This is a genomic window from candidate division KSB1 bacterium (assembly GCA_022566355.1).
Lineage (GTDB): Bacteria > Zhuqueibacterota > JdFR-76 > JdFR-76 > DREG01 > JADFJB01.
In genome coordinates, this window is record JADFJB010000015.1 from 1 (window position 1) to 18,998 (window position 18,998).

The 18,998-nt window shown below is 43.7% G+C and carries 14 protein-coding genes and 3 pseudogenes; 16 read left to right on the top strand and 1 reads right to left on the bottom strand.

Features of this window, described 5'->3' with window-relative positions; genetic code table 11:
* Positions 1 to 155: hypothetical protein (locus IIC38_04485; protein MCH8125203.1), on the bottom strand; the 155-nt coding region annotated here is incomplete at its 3' end.
* A gap of 267 nt (positions 156 to 422) precedes the next feature.
* Here IIC38_04485 and IIC38_04490 point away from each other — a divergent pair.
* The 16 genes and pseudogenes from IIC38_04490 (at position 423) to IIC38_04565 (ending at position 18,968) form a co-directional block, all read left to right on the top strand.
* Complete coding sequence (locus tag IIC38_04490) at positions 423 to 1,562, top strand: class I SAM-dependent RNA methyltransferase (protein ID MCH8125204.1); 1,140 nt, start codon at positions 423 to 425, stop codon at positions 1,560 to 1,562.
* A 166-nt stretch (positions 1,563 to 1,728) separates the two neighbouring features.
* On the top strand, positions 1,729 to 7,302 hold the full coding sequence (locus IIC38_04495; protein ID MCH8125205.1) for an alpha-2-macroglobulin family protein: 5,574 nt from the start codon (positions 1,729 to 1,731) through the stop codon (positions 7,300 to 7,302).
* Positions 7,303 to 7,449: 147 nt separating this feature from the next.
* Positions 7,450 to 7,782: a DoxX family protein gene (locus IIC38_04500; GenBank protein MCH8125206.1), complete on the top strand. Its 333-nt coding sequence runs from the start codon at positions 7,450 to 7,452 to the stop codon at positions 7,780 to 7,782.
* Between the two features lie 134 nt (positions 7,783 to 7,916).
* A complete protein-coding gene (locus tag IIC38_04505; GenBank protein ID MCH8125207.1) occupies positions 7,917 to 9,656 on the top strand; it encodes an amidohydrolase family protein in 1,740 nt (579 codons plus the stop codon).
* A 72-nt stretch (positions 9,657 to 9,728) separates the two neighbouring features.
* A pseudogene (locus IIC38_04510) lies at positions 9,729 to 10,237 on the top strand (DinB family protein).
* A 30-nt stretch (positions 10,238 to 10,267) separates the two neighbouring features.
* Positions 10,268 to 11,188 (top strand): PD40 domain-containing protein, encoded by a 921-nt coding sequence (locus IIC38_04515; GenBank protein MCH8125208.1) that lies wholly within the window; start codon positions 10,268 to 10,270, stop codon positions 11,186 to 11,188.
* Between the two features lie 31 nt (positions 11,189 to 11,219).
* Positions 11,220 to 12,128, top strand: a complete 909-nt coding sequence (locus IIC38_04520) for an S-adenosyl-l-methionine hydroxide adenosyltransferase family protein (GenBank protein MCH8125209.1) — start codon at positions 11,220 to 11,222, stop codon at positions 12,126 to 12,128.
* 765 nt (positions 12,129 to 12,893) lie between these two features.
* On the top strand, positions 12,894 to 13,208 hold the full coding sequence (locus tag IIC38_04525; protein MCH8125210.1) for a type II toxin-antitoxin system RelE/ParE family toxin: 315 nt from the start codon (positions 12,894 to 12,896) through the stop codon (positions 13,206 to 13,208).
* A gap of 9 nt (positions 13,209 to 13,217) precedes the next feature.
* Entirely contained in the window at positions 13,218 to 13,505 is a 288-nt protein-coding gene (locus IIC38_04530) for a HigA family addiction module antidote protein (GenBank protein ID MCH8125211.1), read from the top strand.
* A gap of 343 nt (positions 13,506 to 13,848) precedes the next feature.
* Positions 13,849 to 14,700: a sulfite exporter TauE/SafE family protein gene (locus IIC38_04535; GenBank protein ID MCH8125212.1), complete on the top strand. Its 852-nt coding sequence runs from the start codon at positions 13,849 to 13,851 to the stop codon at positions 14,698 to 14,700.
* A 398-nt stretch (positions 14,701 to 15,098) separates the two neighbouring features.
* A complete protein-coding gene (locus tag IIC38_04540) occupies positions 15,099 to 16,526 on the top strand; it encodes a protein kinase (protein ID MCH8125213.1) in 1,428 nt (475 codons plus the stop codon).
* A gap of 86 nt (positions 16,527 to 16,612) precedes the next feature.
* The gene (locus IIC38_04545; protein MCH8125214.1) at positions 16,613 to 16,765 is read left to right on the top strand and encodes a PD40 domain-containing protein; all 153 of its coding nucleotides are present in this window, start codon (positions 16,613 to 16,615) and stop codon (positions 16,763 to 16,765) included.
* A gap of 78 nt (positions 16,766 to 16,843) precedes the next feature.
* Positions 16,844 to 17,398 carry a PD40 domain-containing protein gene (locus IIC38_04550; protein ID MCH8125215.1) on the top strand — a complete coding sequence of 185 codons (555 nt, stop codon included), beginning with the start codon at positions 16,844 to 16,846 and terminating at the stop codon, positions 17,396 to 17,398.
* Positions 17,399 to 17,400: 2 nt separating this feature from the next.
* The gene (locus tag IIC38_04555) at positions 17,401 to 17,577 is read left to right on the top strand and encodes a hypothetical protein (protein ID MCH8125216.1); all 177 of its coding nucleotides are present in this window, start codon (positions 17,401 to 17,403) and stop codon (positions 17,575 to 17,577) included.
* An 818-nt stretch (positions 17,578 to 18,395) separates the two neighbouring features.
* Positions 18,396 to 18,689 (top strand): annotated as a pseudogene (locus IIC38_04560) (acyl-CoA dehydrogenase family protein).
* Positions 18,675 to 18,968 (top strand): annotated as a pseudogene (locus IIC38_04565) (acyl-CoA dehydrogenase family protein). The pseudogenes IIC38_04560 and IIC38_04565 overlap by 15 nt, the downstream one beginning before the upstream one ends.
* Positions 18,969 to 18,998 lie beyond the last annotated feature (30 nt).

Consider the following 18,998-nt stretch of genomic DNA (forward strand, 5'->3'; position numbering starts at 1 on the left):
CAGGCAACCCGGTGGTCGCCGTGTCGCTCCAGAACCAGCAAGCGCAGACCGTTTTCGAAAATGTGCTCGCGAATCGGTAATTCATAAGGATCGTTTTGAGCCTGGGTTTGCCACGCCAGGGTTAACGTCCAGGCCAGGATAACTAGAAAACGCATAAAGCCTCCATTGCATTATTTTGTGTTGCAGAATGGTATCAAAATACCAGATGGGAATTTAATTTAATTTGTATAAATATTGGGTGTTTGTCAAGGGGAAAAACTCATGATTGAATTAGTATTTATCTAAAACTAAAATTAGAACCCTATTTTTGCCCACTGAATCAAAATATCAAAAAAAATAGTTTTAATATTTTAGGCGTGAAATGAAAATATTTCAAGTTCATATTTAGATTCCAATTTTATATAATTACTGTTTAATTGATGATTTATAATTACCAAAATACCAGTCGCTATTTTGCCCAGGTAGCAGATGATATTAAGGACATTGCCGAAGAAGAACTTCAATCTTTTGGCGCTGAGAATACAAAAACAGCATACCGGGGTATTTATTTTACCGCAACACAAAAAGCGCTTTATGCAATCAATTTTAATTGCAGGTTGATCAATCGTGTCCTAGCCCCATTAATTTCATTTGAATGTCACTCCGATCGATATTTATACAAAACATCATCACAAGTGCAATGGGAAGATTTTCTGGACTCTTCGCAAACTTTCGCTGTATTTGCAACCGTGTCTCACAGCTCCATCAAACATTCTAAATTTGCCGCCCTCCGTTTGAAAGATGCGATTGTCGACAGATTCCGGGAAAGCACTGGTGAACGCCCTTCCATAGACACAAAAAATCCGGATGTTTGGATTAACCTGCATATTGAAAACAATGAGGCGATAATTAGTTTGGATACTTCAGGTGGTTCTCTTCACAGGCGTGGCTACCGCAAAAATACAATTGAGGCACCCATGGTTGAGACGTTGGCGGCAGCTATAATAAAACATACGGAATGGAATGGAGACATGCCTCTCGTCGATCCCTTTTGTGGGTCCGGAACCTTGCTTTGTGAAGCCTATTTACAAGCGACGAAAACACCGGCCGCTTTTCTACGCAAAAAGTTCGGATTCGAAAAACTTCCCGATTTTGATTCTTCACTTTGGCAAAAGGTCAAAAAGGAAAGTTTGGGAAAAATAAAACCTTTATTGAAGGGATTCATCTCAGGCAGCGATATCTCCGGAGAAGCTGTGAAAGCTTCCATCTATAATAGTTCGTTGATCGATCCCAATAAGGCTATCGAGATCAAACAAATAGATGTTTTTAATATTCAGAAACTCGAAAATAAAATCATCGTCTGCAATCCTCCATATGGAATCCGGATGAGTAAAAATGAAGACCTATGCCATTTTTACAAAACTTTTGGGGATTTTCTGAAGCAACGTTGTACCGGTTCCATCGCCTATATTTATTTCGGTGAGAGAAAATATATCAAAAATATTGGTTTAAAAGCTTCATGGAAAATGCCGCTCTCCAATGGCGGGCTTGATGGGCGCCTGGTGAAGATTGATTTGTATTGAAGGAAAGTCATGGTCACAACATTTCCAATTGCCTTTAACCAATAGCATCTTTATCTTTAAAACGAACAAATAGATCATCAACAGGGGAATAAAATAATGCTTGGGTTTCAAATTTTGAAGATTATTAATAAATTATTGTTTTTAAATATAATCCCAGGGAGGATTAATGAAACAGCTAAAATCTAACCATATCCGCTTTCGGCGCATATGGGTTGTGTTGATGTTCATAATATTTTTCACTCATTGCAGCAAACGAGAAAAAGATGAATTGGCCTACCCGTTAAAAACCGCCAAAATGATCAGCCAGGTAACTGTCGGTTTGATTTCTTCACAAGATGCTATTCGGGTCCGATTTGTCGCAGAGATGGTCGAGGAGAACCTCGTGGGTGTTGTCATGCAAAAACAGGTCTTCGAGTTCGAGCCATCCATCGATGGAATTACGGAATGGGAAGATCGACGCACCTTGAAATTCTCACCCAATGGGAAACTGCCATTACGCGCTGAATATGAAGGCAAACTGGATTTAGCGGTTCTTTTTCCGGAACATAAAGACGCAGATTTGCAACCTTTACAAATTCAATTTTCCGTTGCAGGCCGCGAGATTAATACCATATCCGCTGATTTTGAGCTGGTGAATCCAAACGATCCCAGTCGCCTGCTCTACAAGGGAGAAGTTTTGTTCACGGAAGAAATTGATATAGAAGCCGTGAACAGGGCATCGCAGTTAACAGTTGATAAGATAAACATCAAGCTCAGTTGGAGCCGTGGTAGCGGTAACAGTCATTTCCGCTTTGAAAGTGAGCTGGTGGAACGTGATACAAAAGAAAAAACATTGTTTTTCAAACTAAACAAAGTTCCCCTGGGAATTTCACAAGATTACGAAAAAGAAGCGAAACTTTTCCCACTTTCAAATTTGACAGTTATAGATTTTGGAAAAGTGGATTTGGGGCAACAACCTGCGATTGAAGTAAAATTCTCCGATGAGTTGGATCCAAACCAGGATATTACAGGATTGATTACCTTTGATCCGCCAATGGAAAGCAAACTTTCTAAATCCGGACAAACCATCACCATCCGAGGCAATTTCAATTACGGTGAAAGTTATACCCTAGTAGTTCATGCTGGAATCCGCAGTAAATGGGGCACGACGATTATAAGTCAACTCACGAACACATTAGAATTCGAAGATTTAAAACCAGGAATGAAATTTTCCAGCGACGGCGTGTTTTTACCAACTGTGAATAACCGAACCCTTCGATTCCAAACGTTGAACCTGCGAACTGTTCATGTTGAAATCAAAAAAGTCTTTGAATCCAACTTGGGTCAATTCCTGCAATCTGAGAAATTGGGGGGTAGAAGTGATCGCAATGAATCTTTCAATGATTACTATGTCGAAAGAGTTGGTGTTATCGTGGCTAATGACACATTAGAAATAGGGGAGACAAAAAACATTTGGCTGCAACACGAACTGGATTTGCAACAGCTTATCAAACCGGATGAAAATGGCCTGCACTTGATCAAGCTGAGTTTTGATAAAAACAGTATGGTCTATAATATGGATGACCAATCCACTCCCACAAGACGCAGACGCTATTTTGGCGAGAATTATTATACCAATCCGAACTCCCAAGGTTATCTTTATCGCTATGGACAAATTTACAAGCCCATTATTATCAGTGACATCGGACTGACTTACAAACAGGGGCATGAACAACAAATCGTATATGCCTCGAATATTAAAGACGCGACACCCTTAAGCGGTGTTTTGGTCAATCTGCGTACCTACCAGAATCAAATCATGCAAAGTGAGACAACCGATGGCCAGGGGCGCGCGATTTTCGATGTTCCTGCTAAGGATATTTTCTATGTCGAAGCCGAAAAAGACGGTCAGCATAGTTTGATCAAATTAAACGAGATGAGCTGGAATCTCTCCACATTTGATACCGGTGGCGAGACAATCCAACCCGGCGCTACCCGCGCTTTTATTTATAGCGATCGTGGTGTCTATCGACCGGGAGATACCATTTATCTATCAGTAATCGCCCGTAATGACGATGATACCTTTCCTGAGAATCATCCGGTTACGTTGAAAGTTTACAATCCGAAAAACCAGATGGTGTATGAACAGATCAACCGGGAAAGCAAAGACGGATTTTACAGTTTCCGGATCGAAACCCATCCGGCTGATTTAACCGGCAACTGGCGGGCGCAAGTTACTGCCGGAATGAGCAAATTTAATTATCCATTAAAGGTCGAGACAGTAGTGCCGTTTCGCCTCAAAGTGAACATAGATCCCGTAAAAGACCGACTTGCCTGGAATGATAAGGCTTTGAATCTAATTGTGAAGAGCACTTATTTGTTTGGGAATCCGGCATCCAACCTTGAAGCTGAAGTTGAAGTTAATTTGAATGCAAGCACCAAACGGTTTTCAAAATATAGAAAATTCCAATTTTCAAATAGACAGATTGAATTCAAACCTATCAAACAAAATATCTTTAAAGGCAAATTGAATTCGGATGGCGAAAGTTCCGTTTCCTGGACTTTGCCGGATCTTTCATATTCTCCATCCGCAATCAATGCTATTGTAAAAGCAACGGTATTCGAAAAAGGTGGACGACCTAATTTCAACTTCAAAGATATTCCCATCGATCCTTTCGAATATTATGTTGGCATTCAAATTCCGGAGTTTGATTACGGCTATACCAGGGTTGGGGCGCCTATGGATGTTCCGATAATTCTGGTCGATCCGGGGGGGAATCCTGTTTCCGGGCGAAATTTACATTACAGGATTTACAAGAATACAAGTTACTGGTGGTGGGAATATGGTTCCCATTCCGATTTTCGTTTTCGATTCAAAAGTAATACTCATACCAAATTATTAACAGAAGACGATTTGATCTCTCAGCACAATTCTGTGCACCTTCAATTTACTCCGGAAGATCGAGGTGAGTATCTTGTTGAGGTCACGGACGGATTGAATGGGCATACCGCAGCATTTTTCTTCAGCGCTTATCATTGGGGCTCGGCGCCGGCAAGTGTGGACAATGCAGGTGAATTGGTTCTAAAATCAGACAAGGACAAGTATGCACCCGGTGACATCGCTAGCGTTTCTTTCCCGACCCCAAAAGAGGGCCGCATTTTGGTTTCAATTGAAAAATCATCCAGTATACTTGATTCTTACTGGCAAAATCCTAATCCTGAGGATTTCGAGACCACACTTGAAATACCTGTCACAGCGGAAATGCTGCCTAATGTTTATGTATCGGTATCGATTATCCAACCTCAAAGTCAAACCGAAAATGACCGGCCAATTAGAATGTATGGTGTTGTACCGCTGTTCGTCGAAGAGGAATCTACCCGGGAAACCCTTATCATAAACATGGCCGAAAACCTGAAGCCAAAAGAGTTATTTGACATCGATATTTCCACATCCGATGAGTCGGAAACCCAGTTTACCATTGCTGTTGTTGATGAGGGCTTGCTCGATCTTACCCATTTTCAAACCCCGGATCCCTGGCAGTTATTTTTTGCAAAACAAAGTTTAAATGTGAATTCCTACGACCTTTATTCTTATATCATCGGCATCAACAAAGGCGATGTTTTTAAAGTATTCTCAATCGGTGGTGATCTGGCTGCTAGATATCGAACTTCACAAATGGATGACGAGAAAGCAAAACGATTCGAGCCGGTTGCCCTGTTCAAAGGACCGCTCTCTACGGATGAAAATGGCAAGGCCTCGGTTCAATTCGAAATGCCGGATTATATCGGCTCTGTTCGAGTGATGGTCATTTCTGCGAAAGGCAGCAAGTATGGTCATGCCGATCAAACAGTACCGGTTAAAACAGACCTAATGGTATTGCCATCACTGCCGAGGTCTCTCGGCGTTGGCGATCAGATTGTCGTGCCAGTAACAGTTTTTGCAATGCGGGACAGTATCGGAACCGTAACCGTTTCAATAAATACCGAAGGGCCGGTGACTATCAGTGGAGTTTCTTCAAAGGCAATTCTACTCAATGAGGAAGGTGAAAAAGATCTGTTTTTTGACCTGTCTGCCAATATGGCAACGGGAATTGCCACGATAAATATATCTGTGGAGGGTCAAAATATTCGCAGTGAATTTCAAACAGAATTGGATATTCGGACCTCATCACCCAGGTTGTACGAATCAGCAGAAAAAGAGGTCGCGCGAGGAAGAACTGTTTCATTTATTATACCTGACAAAGGAATCCCCGGTAGCAATCATGCCAGTATCAGTATTCGCCGGCGTCCCAAAATGAATTTTGCTAATCGTTTGCAATGGCTTATTCGATATCCGTATGGATGCATCGAGCAATCAATTTCGGCGGTTTTTCCACAACTATATTTAAAAACGATCCTGGCTCAAACCCTGACTGAAAAGGATGAAATCGATCTTAACATCAATGAGGGAATCAAACGATTACGGAGGTTTCAGCTTCCATCCGGGGGATTCACCTACTGGCCCGGAAGTACAAGTCCATCCAGTTGGGGGACCAATTACGCCGGCCATTTCCTGATTGAAGCCAAAAATTTGGGTTATAGTGTTCCAGCGGGTCTAATGAAAAATTGGCTGCGCTACCAAAAATCCCAGGCGCTGGTTACCAGGGACAATTTGATGACCCGGGTGTACGGGGTTTATTTGCTGGCATTGGCAGGTGAACCGGCTATTGGTCCCATGAATCTGCTCAAGGAAAACAACTTGAAAGATATGAGAGATGTGGAGAAATGGCTGTTGGCCAGCGCTTATAAAATGGCCGGCATCGATCGGACTGCAACGCAAATACTCAGGGAAACAGGGAAGTCGGTGAGTGACTATAATGAATTCGGAGGCACCTACGGTTCCGGATGGCGGGATAGGGCGATCATCCTGGATCAACTCATTAATTTTCAAAGAATGGATGAAGCGGATGAGCTGGCACAACAAATTGCCAGCGTGCTTTCGGCAAGAGATTGGTATTCAACCCAAACAACCGGGTTTATGCTCTTAGCCTTGGGCAAGTATCTTTATACAATTGAGGGCGAAGGTAGTGATATCCCCACTATGACTGGCGAATTTCGTCTTCCCAATGGTGAGACAATCGACTTTGATACACAGAATTTTGAATTTTCCCATACAATTACCAGGGGTTTCGGAAACCAGGTTGAAGTGCGCCTGAACGATAATGCAACGATAACCAGGGCTTTTGTAACCCTGAGTTGGGATGGAGTTCCTCTAATTAGCGAAGCCAGGGACGAATCCAAAAATCTTGGATTACAGGTCACCTGGTTGGATGAAGACGGCATGAAAATCGATCCGAAGGCATTGCAGCAAGGCAGCTCATTTTGGGCTCATTATGAAGTAGCAAATCCAAACAAGGTATCCATCGAGGAGCTTGCCCTGGTACAGTTGCTGCCGGCTGGCTGGGAAGTTGATAACATCCGACTCACTGGAGAAACCATGCCAAATTGGATGTCGAACTGGAATTTAAATTATGAAGAATATTTAGATATCCGGGACGATCGTGTCATGTGGTTCTTCGATTTTCCCAGGAACATACGAAGCAGGAATCGCAGAAATCGCAGGAATCGAAATCAAACCCGTGAAGTTTTGGATTTTGTCCTTAAGATGAATGCTGTAACAACCGGTCAATTCGTGCTGCCGCCAACCACAGTGGAAGCAATGTATAATAACCAGTATAAGGCTTTGCAGGCGGGACATGAGGTTGAGGTTTTGTCCAGGTGAGACTTGAAACGGCAAACGGCAAACGGCAAACGTGAAATGGAGAATGGGAAAATAAATATATGAAGGAGTGAGATATTAATATTTTCTTTGTCACTTTGTGCCTTTGTGCCTTTGTGCCTTTGTGCCTTTGTGCCTTTGTGCCTTTGAATGTTCACGTTGGTTGGTGGACCTGAAAGATGGACAAATGTGGGCGGCGCCATGAAACGAATCGGTATAGATTTCATGCCGGTATTCTGGGGATTTATGGCTGCCATCACAGAATCGCTTGGCGGCCTTTTGCTGGCATTGGGGCTCTTTACCAGGCCGGTTTGTCTTTTACTTGGCTTTACCATGTTGATGGCTACAATCTCACATTATGCCAGTGGCCGGGGAAACCCGGGAAATGCAGTAAAATTTTTGTTTGTTTTTGTCGGTTTGTTTATCATTGGACCCGGTAAATACAGCGTGGATGAGTGGTTAAGTAAGAAACGTCAAAAGTGAAACGGCAAACGGCAAACGTGAAAAAAGCCACGGAGGACCAGAGAACACAGAGTTTTACTAAAATAATCAACGTGTAACACGACATTTATGTCGTGACTAAACAGTCATGGGATTTATTATTTAAGAGCATAATCATGAATAAGACTAGAATAACAGGAATCACATTCTGTATGACTTTTTTCCTGGTAGGTTTATTCCTAACATTACCTATCAAACCCTCCCCTGCCCAGGACTTCGATATTCTCATTCTAAATGGCCGGGTTTTGGATGGTTCCGGAAGCCCTGATTTCAAAGCGGACGTTGGCATTCGCGGTGACCATATCGTTGCTGTTGGTGCTTTAAATAATGCCACTGCTAAACGAACTATCGACGCCAACGGACTATTTGTCGTGCCAGGTTTTATCGATATGCATTCCCATGCAGACCGAGCGCTGGTTTCCGATGATGTCGAACGACGCAAAGCCCACAACCTGGTTGCACAAGGTATCACGACAGTGGTCGTCGGACCGGACGGCAGGAATCCGATGTGGCCAATTTCCAAAGAAATCGCAGCCTATCGAAAACTGGGAATAGCATTAAATGTTGTGCCCATGGTCGGCCATGGTACAGTACGTGGGCGAGTTATGGGGGATGATTATGAACGCCTGGCTACAGCCGAAGAAGTTGCCGAGATGAAGGAACTTGTCCGAGCAGGCATGCAGCAAGGGGCCTGGGGAATTGGAGCAGCGCCTGAATACAGACCGGGACGTTTCAGCAACACGGAAGAAATAATCGAACTGGCAAAAGTCGTCTCTGAATTCAATGGCTTTTATTATGCGCATCAACGAAGTCAATCTCCCCTACCTCGATGGCAGACGCCCTCCATTGTGGACGGCTGGCGTTTGACTGGTACAGATGGTATGAAAGAAACGATTCGCATTGGCAAAGAAGCGGGCATTCGGGTGGTCGGCAGCCATATAAAAGCCAAAGGACCAACAACATGGGGGCAATCTTCAATAGATATAATTATGATCGACCGTGCACGTAAAGATGGCGTGCAGGTTTATCTTGATCAATACCCTTACGAGACATTTGGTGGTGGACCGGTGAGCATCATCCCGCAATGGGGCTTTGCACCGCCGGGAACAGATCGCAGCGGTGGCATGGACGATCCTCAATGGCGTAATCGAGAATTATTTGTTGATTATAAAAAGAACCTACGGCAGAATTTAGCAAATCCTGAAACGAAGGATATCCTCATCAAAGATATTGAATACATTATCGATTTAAAAGGCGGCGCAGATCGTTTGATTATTATCCGTTCTCCAAATGAAGAGCATCTATTTGGTAAAACCCTTGCAGAAGTCGCCAAAGAGCAAGGGAAATCGCCGGTGGAAAAACTCATCGATTTTGCCCTGTATAGCGATGAATCCCTTCGTTCTGGCGTGCTTTTTCGGCCTATTGCCGGTTCTGCATTTGATGTTGAGAATTATATGAAACAAGAATACACTGCAACCTGCACTGACGGTGGTGTATCGATGAATTCCCGGCCAGGCCAGCATCCCCGCTATTACGGGGCATTCCCTCGTAAAATCGCTTATTATGTAAAGGAAAAAGGAATCATCACTTTGCCTTTTGCGATTCGTTCTTCGACCGGTTTGGCTGCACAAATCATTGGCTTGCCGGATCGCGGTTACATTCGCGCCAATTATAAAGCGGATATTGTCATTTTCGATTTTGATAAAATTAAGGATCGTGCAACCATCCTGAAACCGGATTTGTACCCACAAGGGATTGTATATGTTCTGTTAAATGGTGATTTTACAGTTGATGGTGGAAAAGGGACTGGTAGTCTCCCTGGAATGGTGTTGGTTCGAAATGAGGTTCTAGAGTAGTTTTACTTATCGCTGGGAAGGACTATTTTGGTTTACGACATCAGAAACTAATTTAAAAAAGATCAGATTCGTATGAAATTCCAATTCAATCAATCCATCGAAATTCTTAAACAAACCCCAGCTACACTAAATTCTCTGCTGGGTAATTTATCCGATGTTTGGCTTTATAACAATGATGGCCCGGATACCTGGAGCCCATTCGATGTATTAGGACATTTGATCCATGGCGAGGAGACGGATTGGATCCCCCGGTTAAAGATCATGCTGGAACATGGTGAATCCAAACCCTTCGCCCCATTTGATCGATTTGCTTTTTCGAAAACATCTATGATCTTTTAGAAAATTTTGCTAAATTACGAGAAGAGAATCTTGAATTTTTGACAGACTTAAGCCTGGGATCCAAAGAATGCTCTTTAAAAGGAACACATCCTGAATTGGGTCCGGTAACAATAGAACAATTGATAGCAACCTGGGCGGTTCATGATTTAGGCCATATCCGCCAAATCGCACGAACCATGGCGAAACAATATAAAGATGCGGTTGGACCCTGGAAAGCAAATGTGTCGATTTTGAATGAATAGAATTCAATCCATCAATTAGTGAGTCATTCGGTGAAAAAAATAATTCCTTTTAGCAGGATATTAAACCTTTTTGTTAGTGTAGCATTCATTCTCTCTTGTGATTCAGGATCAAGCAATCATCCATATTTTAGTTCAGATCCAATTCTTCAAGCCAAAATCTTTGCTTCCGGAATTGTTTCTACCGAGTTACCGGAATTTGCCACCACCTTTTCGCCTGATGGCAAAACCGTTTACTTTAACCAGGCTTCAGCTGACCGCAGCAAATTGTTCATCCTCCAATCCAACTATTCAGACGGTAAATGGACCGAACCTGTGAATCTACCCTTTTCTGATGGCACCTATCGCGATGTCGATCCATTCGTTTCACCGGATGGCGAGCGGTTGTATTTTAGCTCCAACAGACCTGTTACAGGCACAGAGCCTAAACCTGATTTTGACACCTGGTATGTCACTCGCAGAGGAGATGGCTGGAGCGAACCCATCAATCCCGGATCGCCTTTAAATAGAGACGCTAATGAAATATTTGTATCCATTACAAGGAATGGTACCATTTATTTCAGTTCCTTTGATTCTAACGGCAGCAGTAATCTATATAAATCTGTAAATGTGGATGGAAATTATACGCATCCTGAAAAGATCGAGATACCAATCGATGGAGTGGATAATATTGGCAATCCCTGTATTTCTCCTGATGAAAGTTTCCTGGTTTTTGTTGCGACTTCTCAGGATGGATCTGGTAATTCAGACTTGTATATCAGCCGTTTTCGTGATGACAAATGGGGTAAAGCAAAAAAGTTAGGTGATTTCATCAATTCACAATTCTCCGATTTCGCGCCAAGCCTGAGCCCTGACGGAAATTATTTATTTTTCACTTCGGAACGGCCAGGAATTGTAGGCGAAACCGAGCAAGGCCGACCTCCTAGCGACATTTACCAGGTTGAATTGCCATAAATTAAAGTGTGAATCAAACCCAAGGAGTTGTATGATTAAATTTTTCTTAAGATTGATATTTGTATTTACACTTTTCCCTGTCACTATTTCTGCGCAAAATGCTTTGGTTTTTCAAACCGATTTTGGTGTCAAAGATGGGGCGGTCGCGGTGATGAAAGGGGTGGCCTATTCCGTTTCTCCGGACTTAAATATATTTGACCTGACCCATGAAATCCCGCCGTTTAATGTTTGGGAAGCAGCCTACCGATTAGACCAAACCGCCAGGTACTGGCCGGCCGGAACTGTCTTTGTTTCAGTTGTGGATCCCGGAGTGGGCAGTGAGCGAAAATCAGTTGTACTGAAAACAAGTTCCGGGCATTATTTTGTCTCTCCGGATAATGGCACATTGACCTTCGTGGCTAATTCATTAGGGATCGCAGCGGTTCGAGAAATTGATGAAGCCATAAACAGAAGGAAATCTTCCGAAGAATCTTACACCTTCCATGGCCGGGATGTTTACGCTTATACAGGCGCAAGGCTGGCTGCCAACATTATTGGTTATGAAGAGGTTGGACCGGTCTTACCGGCCCAAGTATTCAGCATCCCCTACCAGAAAGCAAAATTTGAAAACGGCATTGTCGTGGGTAATATTCCAATACTGGATGTCAATTTTGGCAACATCTGGACTAATATAGACAAACAAATATTTAACGGACTCAAGGCAACAAAAGGCGACAAAATCCGGGTAAAAATATCTCGTGGCGAGAAAGTTATATTTGAAGAAAAAATCCCTTTTGTAAACACCTTTGCAGATGTTCCCATCGGAGTTTCACTAATCTACTTTAATAGTCTGAATAAAATTGCTTTAGCGATTAACCAGGGGAATTTTGCGCAAAGTTACAAGATTGGTTCCGGCTCGGAGTGGAATATTCAATTAGGGGGCGACCGCAAATTACACTGATTACACAGATATCACAGATTAATTAGAATTGAACTCAGTGTCATTTCTTTAATTACTCTTCACTTTTAAATACAGAAAACCAGAAAAAATGGACTTGATTTTTTGTTCATCGATCTTTTCCCTTGACTTTTAATAAAAAGCTATGTAAGTATAGCTATTCAAAATAAATAAACTTTTGGGGCTCTATGAGCACGGTGGACCACACAATTTCAGAATCTAAAAAGCCAAAATTGCTGGATCAGGTTCAGGTTGCGAGACCGACCAGGCATTATAGTACTAAAACCGAGCAGGAATTTTAATTTGGCTGGCAGTGGATATTTCCTGCCCCGAATATTTCTACAGATTCCCGAAGCGGCGTGAGGCGACGGCATCACCAGGGAAACTGGATGATCAACGCGCACTAAAAGAAGCTCGTTTGAAAACGGGAATTTATAAACCTGTTAGCTGCCGTACTTTGAGGCATTCATTTGCTACGCACTTACTAGAAGATGGTTACTTGGGCACAAAAACCTGGATACCACCATGGTTTACACACATGTTTTGAACCAGGGTGGTAGAGGTGTTCGCAGCCCGGTGGATCGTATAAAATAATTTCGGCTAGGCATCAGGTCGGTTTAGACAAGTCCTCTATACTGGAAAAAGAAAAGAAAATAAATGTGTTTAACTATTTGTTTTTATAGAATTAAATTCACAAATTACCATTTTGGAGCGACTCGTTTCATACCTATGTTATCCTCTTTAAAAATCGACAACACATAATTAATATTGAAACCTGATACGTTATCAGTTACAGTTAAGAATTATGATTGTCAAATTAAACACAAAGGGCTCAAAAAGCTTTTCGAGTCAGGAAGTATTGCAGGTATTCAACCGGAATCCGCAAATAGGCTTCGTAAGATTCTTGCACTTCTTGAAACCGCTGAATCTCCTGATGATATGGATTTACCCGGATTAGGTTTACATCCCCTGAAAGGAAATCGAGAAGGGACGTGGTCTGTATCTGTTAGCGGTAATTGGAGGATAACTTTTCAATTTCAAAATTCCAATGTAACCGATGTCAACTATGAAGATTATCATTAAGGAGGTTTCATGAGAATGCACAATCCCCCCCATCCAGGAGAAATCATTCGTGAGTTTTGTCTGGATACTCTTAATATGACAGTGACCGATGCAGCGAAATCTTTAGGAGTAACGCGCAAAACATTATCCGCATTATTAAATGGTCGAGCAGGAATTACTCCGGAAATGTCTTTACGCTTATCTAAAGTTTTTGGTCGGACCCCGGAGGGATGGCTGAAACTCCAACTCCAATATGACCTATGGAAAATACAAGACAGGGTGGATCTGAGTGGCCTTCGACGAATTGAAGCTGCATAAATTTAGGATAATCGGGTAAGGGCGGGTTTCACTCCCGCCCTCCACTTCTCGAACCCGAACCATAAGCTTCTGGTTGGGATCAAGCATAAATATTTCCTTCATAGTCATGCCATAAAAACAGTTGCATCTCACATTATATCAATTTACATACTTGTTAATACATCCGAATAGTAATTTCAACGAGGTTTCTTTTTCATTGGAGCCGAACAAATATCGCAATAGTGTAACTCAATCATCTTCGTACTTGTAAAATCCTTGATCAAGTGAAAATTAAGATAATGACTGTTCAGAAAAGACCTACCCCAATGAGCATTATGTAGTTTAAACATTCTACTCAATAATCATGTTTTTATTATTAACTTTGATAGGTTTATTGGCAGGTATTCTTATTGGCACGATTGGAATCGGAGGTGTTATTCTTGTGCCCTTGCTCAGTTTCGTGTTGGGGATCGATCTGCATATCGCCATGTCGGCAAGCAGCTTGAGTTTTTTGTTTCCAGGCATCGTTGGTACACTCACTTATGCCAATAAAAGATCAATTGTCTGGGAAAAAGTGTTGTGGTTAAGTGTTGGGATTATTCCGGCAGCGCTACTCGGGGCGCTTGTAAATACCAATCTCAATACGGACGTACTGGTCTTGATCGTGGCTGGATTGATCGCCTTTTCCGGGATAAATGTGTTTATCAATCGTCAGAATGAATCCGGAGTAATACCCGATTTCAGAAAACCGTTGTTGATTATTATAGGCGCTTTGGTTGGCTTCGGTTCATCCTTAACCGGGGACGGGAGGGCCGGTTCTTTTGGTGCCAATACTGATAACACTGCATTACCCGGCGTTAAAATCAATCGGCATCAGTCAGGCTATTCAACTGCCGATTGCGGTCTTTGCAGTGATTGGTTTTTGGCTCTATGGTCAGATCGACCTGGGATTGGGGTTGCACTTGGGAATCGCCCAAGCGGCCGGTGTATATATTGGCGCACAAATTGCGCATCGTTTGCCAATTGTTCAGCTGAGACGCTTGGTGGCCATAGCATTAATCGGAGTTGGCGCGATGATGATCTGGCAGATTGTTGTTTAGTGCCTGAGAAGTCTAATTCTGCCAAACTCGATAAAAGCATTCGAGCACAAGCTTTTTGGCAAAACATGAAATCACAAATCGCAAAAGCCAAATGGGCGTCGTCTTTACTCGGTTGATAAGAAAGGCTGTGAACTTTTCGAGTCACCACAATTAAATTGCCATTCAAATGTTTTTAATAATTATATTAAATTTGTTATCCCATGAGGTAAAAAACTGAGGACACCGAAAAAAGCAAAGAGTTAATGATGATAGGTAGAACCGTTTCACATCATAAGATTTTGGGAAAGCTTGGCGAAGGCGGGAACCTGTCCCGCACATTAAACTCCTTGGAAACCAAAATATGATTGGACAAAATATACCTCATTACGAAATTCTTGAAAAACTTGGCGAAGGCGGGAACTTCCCGACGAATCGGGACAAGTCGTCCCGCACAAACTTTCTTTGGCTGATATAACAATGATAGGAAATACAATTTTACATTACAAAATCCTCGAAAAGCTTGGATGAAGGCGGGATGGGCGTCGTTTACAAGGCTGAGGACACCAAGCTCAAACGCGACGTCGCCGTCAAATTCCTGCCGCGCCAGATTGCGGCGAGCGAGGAAGATCGTAAACGTTTCAAAATTGAAGCGCAGGCTGCGGCTGCATTGAACCACCCGAACATCGCCACGATCCATGCTATCGAAGAAATTGAAGGTGACATGTTCATCGTCATGGAATACATTGAGGGAAGTGAATTGAAAGATGTTGTAGGGGCGAAGCATTCAAGAGTACATGCAGATACAATTTCAAAAATAAATGAGCAGAATGCTTCGTCCCTACAGTTGGAAAATATTGTCACCTACGCCATACAAATCGCTTCCGGCCTGCAAACCGCGCACGAAAAAGGCATCACACATCGCGACATCAAATCCGCCAACATTATGATCACCGACAAAGGCCAGGTCAAGATCATGGATTTCGGGTTGGCTAAGATTGCTGGCGGGGCTCAGTTAACCAAAGTCCAATCCACCCTCGGCACGGCTGCCTACATGTCACCGGAGCAAGCACGGGGCGAGGAGGTAGATCAGCGCAGTGACATCTGGTCATTCGGCGTGGTTTTGTATGAGATGCTTACCAGCCAACTGCCTTTTAAAGGCGACTACGAACAGGCGGTGATTTATTCCATTTTGAATGAAGATCCGCAGCCGGTTGCGGAATTGCGCAACGATTTTCCGGAAGATCTCGAAAGCATCGTCAATAAATGTTTGCAGAAAGAAGCCAAAGACCGGTACCAGAATACCGAAGACCTGCTGACCGATTTACAGAAAATTGCCGTAGGCGCAGGTTCGAAATCTGGAAAAGTAGAGGCACATCGCAATGCACCTCTATGGAAACGGACATTTTTATATGGCGGAATTGCCGCCCTGATTCTATTATCCCTTGGCGGCTTTTTACTCTTTGGGCCTGAAGATGAAGCGCCCAAGGAACGCGTACCTATTGCAGTCGTAGATTTTGTCAACCAGACCAATGAGCCTGAGCTCGACGGTCTTTCCGGCATGTTGATTACCCCACTCGAACAATCCAGAAGACTGGACGTCATGTCGCGTACGCGCATGTACGACGAGTTCAAACAAATGGACAGGCCCGAGCTGACTTTTGTCGATGAAACGACAGGCCGTGAAATTGCCAAACGAGCAAATTTGAGCGCCCTGGCGGTGGCGACGATTCGGAAATTCGGGCAGCTTTACACCGTCGATTTCAAGGTCATTGACCCGCAAACCGGCGACCGAATTTTCTCCACCAAAGTGGAGGGCAATGGCCAGGAAAGTATCCCCGGCCTGCTCGACCAGCTCTCCGACAAGACCCGGATAATCTTGCTTACCGTTACGGTTTTTCTCAGGAAGGCTCTTTATTCTTTGTCAAAAGTGTGCAAGAGGGCGGAAACAACCTGGTCTGGGTAGATCGTAATGGCATAGAAACTGAAGTCCCGGCAGCGTCTCACCTTTATTGGGACCCTCGGGTTTCTCCGGATGGCCGCCGCGTTGCGGTGAATGCGCGGGATGCCGGCAATGACATATGGGTCTATGACCTTAGTCGTGGCTCGCTGTCCCGATTGACGCATGATCCAGGCGAAGACGAGACCGCATTCTGGTCGTCTAATGGACGGTGGATAGCCTTCTCCTCATCTCGGGCTGGATAACCTCGCAGTATCTACAGAAAACTTTCTGATGGCAGCGGCGAGGAAGAACTACTTTGGACCGGCGACCATCACATGCACGTGGACTCCTGGTCAGCCGACGGCAAATCGATTATCTTAACTGATGACGCTCCAACAACATTGCAAGATTTGTGGGTCCTTAACCTGGAGGGCGAACCCTCTACGCAGCCGTTGTTGCGGACGCCTTACAGAGAAAGCAACGGTAGAATCTCTCCGGATGGCCGTTGGATTGCCTACGAATCGGATGAATCGGGGCAATGGGAAATATACATTCAGGCTTTTCCGGGATTGGGTAAAAAGGTACTTGTGTCGACACGGGGCGGAAACCAGGCGATATGGAGTCACGATGGCAGCGAGCTATTCTATCGTGGTGAAGGCAGCATCATGGCTGTCAAAGTTCAGTCTGGCGAAACGCTTTCCGTCACACCCCCAAAGCCCCTGTTTCGAGACCAATACGCACTTAGAACTCAAAATCATCACATCTCTTTTTCAGTATCAAAAGACGGTAAACAGTTCCTGATGCTAAAGGGAGAACCGCAGACGCATATAACTCATCTGGAAGTCGTGAATAATTGGTTTGATGAGGTGAAGAGAAAAGCGCCTACAGGCAAATGAATATGATTGGACAAAAAATACTTCATTTACCCCGTGGGATAAGACAGTCAGAGCTTTTGGGTTCCAACGCCCCAAGGTTAAGTAAAAAAGTCGATATTCGAGTTCAGACAAATTTGTTACCCAACAGGGTAAACAAAATCCACGAAAAGCTTGGCGAAGACGGTACCTACCCTGCATAAACTTACTTTGGATTATTTCACCATGATAGGAAATACAATTCCATTCATGCCATTGAAGAACAGGATTATGAAATGTTCATTGTGATGGAATACATCGAAGGAAAGGAATTAAAAATAGCCTAGGGGTACGGGGGCGCACCATGCCCCTACCTTAGCGTTAAGGTATTTTATTATGGCAATAATCCTCAACAGGATCAGGATCGAGGAGAAAATGTTGATCGAAGAATTCGGGAGATGCTGTACCTGAAGTATAGGGAAGCTCGAACAAGCTGATTTCATTCATCTATTGAGATAAAAAACACGCACCAAGACTTGGATACAGTGGGGACAGCGAGGCGGCAATAAATTGAACTTAGACAACTTTAAGGGAGGAGACTGTAGTGGTCGATTGCAGCTGAAAACCAAGCGTCATTAAATTGAAATTTCATTCTTGCTTTTGGGGAAAAGTATTTTATATTAGTTTTAAAAACCCCCAGGATATAAATTCTACACCATAAATTGACTGGTTTTATATTTTGCAAACACAGTATAAACCGCTTTTTTTGCGTTTTATATGGTTTCTTCAACGGACTATAAGTTTTGATAACTATAATGTTTTAACATTTGTTTTCACAGGTCTAGTTAATAGTTCTACAGCACATTTTACCAAATCGGTAATCATGATTGTCGGCCCGCCCAAGATTCCAGGACGCGAAGTGGCGACCTTATACAAAGTCCGCGAAATCCTGTGCATACGGACGGCGTGAAGCGCAAAAGGAGACCCATGTATACAAGGCAAGTATTTCAAACCAGGTTGGCAAAACGATACTGTCACACAGATGACAGCGTTTGCCGAAGAACACCGAAACTACCTGGATGAGTGTACACGGACGACTCGTTTTCCCCGCGACTTGTACCTGGAAATGGGCGGGCGGGGTTGGGTCGGGCCGATGACGTCGACGAAATATGGCGGATTGGGCGCAGGTGTGCCTGAATACTGTCTCATCGAAGAAGAGGTGGGCAGGCTGGGGTTGGTCTCGCCGCAAATCTCGATTCAGGGTCAGCTTTGGCTGAAGATATGGGGCAGCAACGAGCAGAAACGACGCTACCTGAAGGGGATGGCTGATGGAAAAATCATCTTTTGTGAAGCCATCTCGGAGCCGGACGTTGGCTCCTCGCTGAAGTTAATGCAAACCACCGCCCAGCGCGATGGTGGGGATTGGGTTTTGAACGGGCGCAAAACCCATATCAACCTGGGTCATCAGGCCGACGTAATGATTGTATACGCGATGGCAGAGCAAGGAATAACATCCTTTTTGGTGGACGCTAATGAGAATGGCATCACTACGAAACAGACCTCCCCCATCGGCTTGCGTTTGATTCCCACCGCCGACGTCGCCTTCGAGTCCGTGCGCGTGCCCGATGCTGCCCGATTAGGAGAA

Bases quoted from the DNA above. Each gene is read 5' to 3' on its own strand.
- IIC38_04495 (MCH8125205.1), top strand. From the start codon at position 1,729: ATGAAACAGCTAAAATCTAACCATATCCGCTTTCGGCGCATATGGGTT.
- IIC38_04500 (MCH8125206.1), top strand. From the start codon at position 7,450: ATGTTCACGTTGGTTGGTGGACCTGAAAGATGGACAAATGTGGGCGGC.
- IIC38_04505 (MCH8125207.1), top strand. From the start codon at position 7,917: ATGAATAAGACTAGAATAACAGGAATCACATTCTGTATGACTTTTTTC.
- IIC38_04520 (MCH8125209.1), top strand. From the start codon at position 11,220: ATGATTAAATTTTTCTTAAGATTGATATTTGTATTTACACTTTTCCCT.
- IIC38_04530 (MCH8125211.1), top strand. From the start codon at position 13,218: ATGAGAATGCACAATCCCCCCCATCCAGGAGAAATCATTCGTGAGTTT.
- IIC38_04535 (MCH8125212.1), top strand. From the start codon at position 13,849: ATGTTTTTATTATTAACTTTGATAGGTTTATTGGCAGGTATTCTTATT.
- IIC38_04540 (MCH8125213.1), top strand. From the start codon at position 15,099: ATGGGCGTCGTTTACAAGGCTGAGGACACCAAGCTCAAACGCGACGTC.
- IIC38_04555 (MCH8125216.1), top strand. From the start codon at position 17,401: ATGATTGGACAAAAAATACTTCATTTACCCCGTGGGATAAGACAGTCA.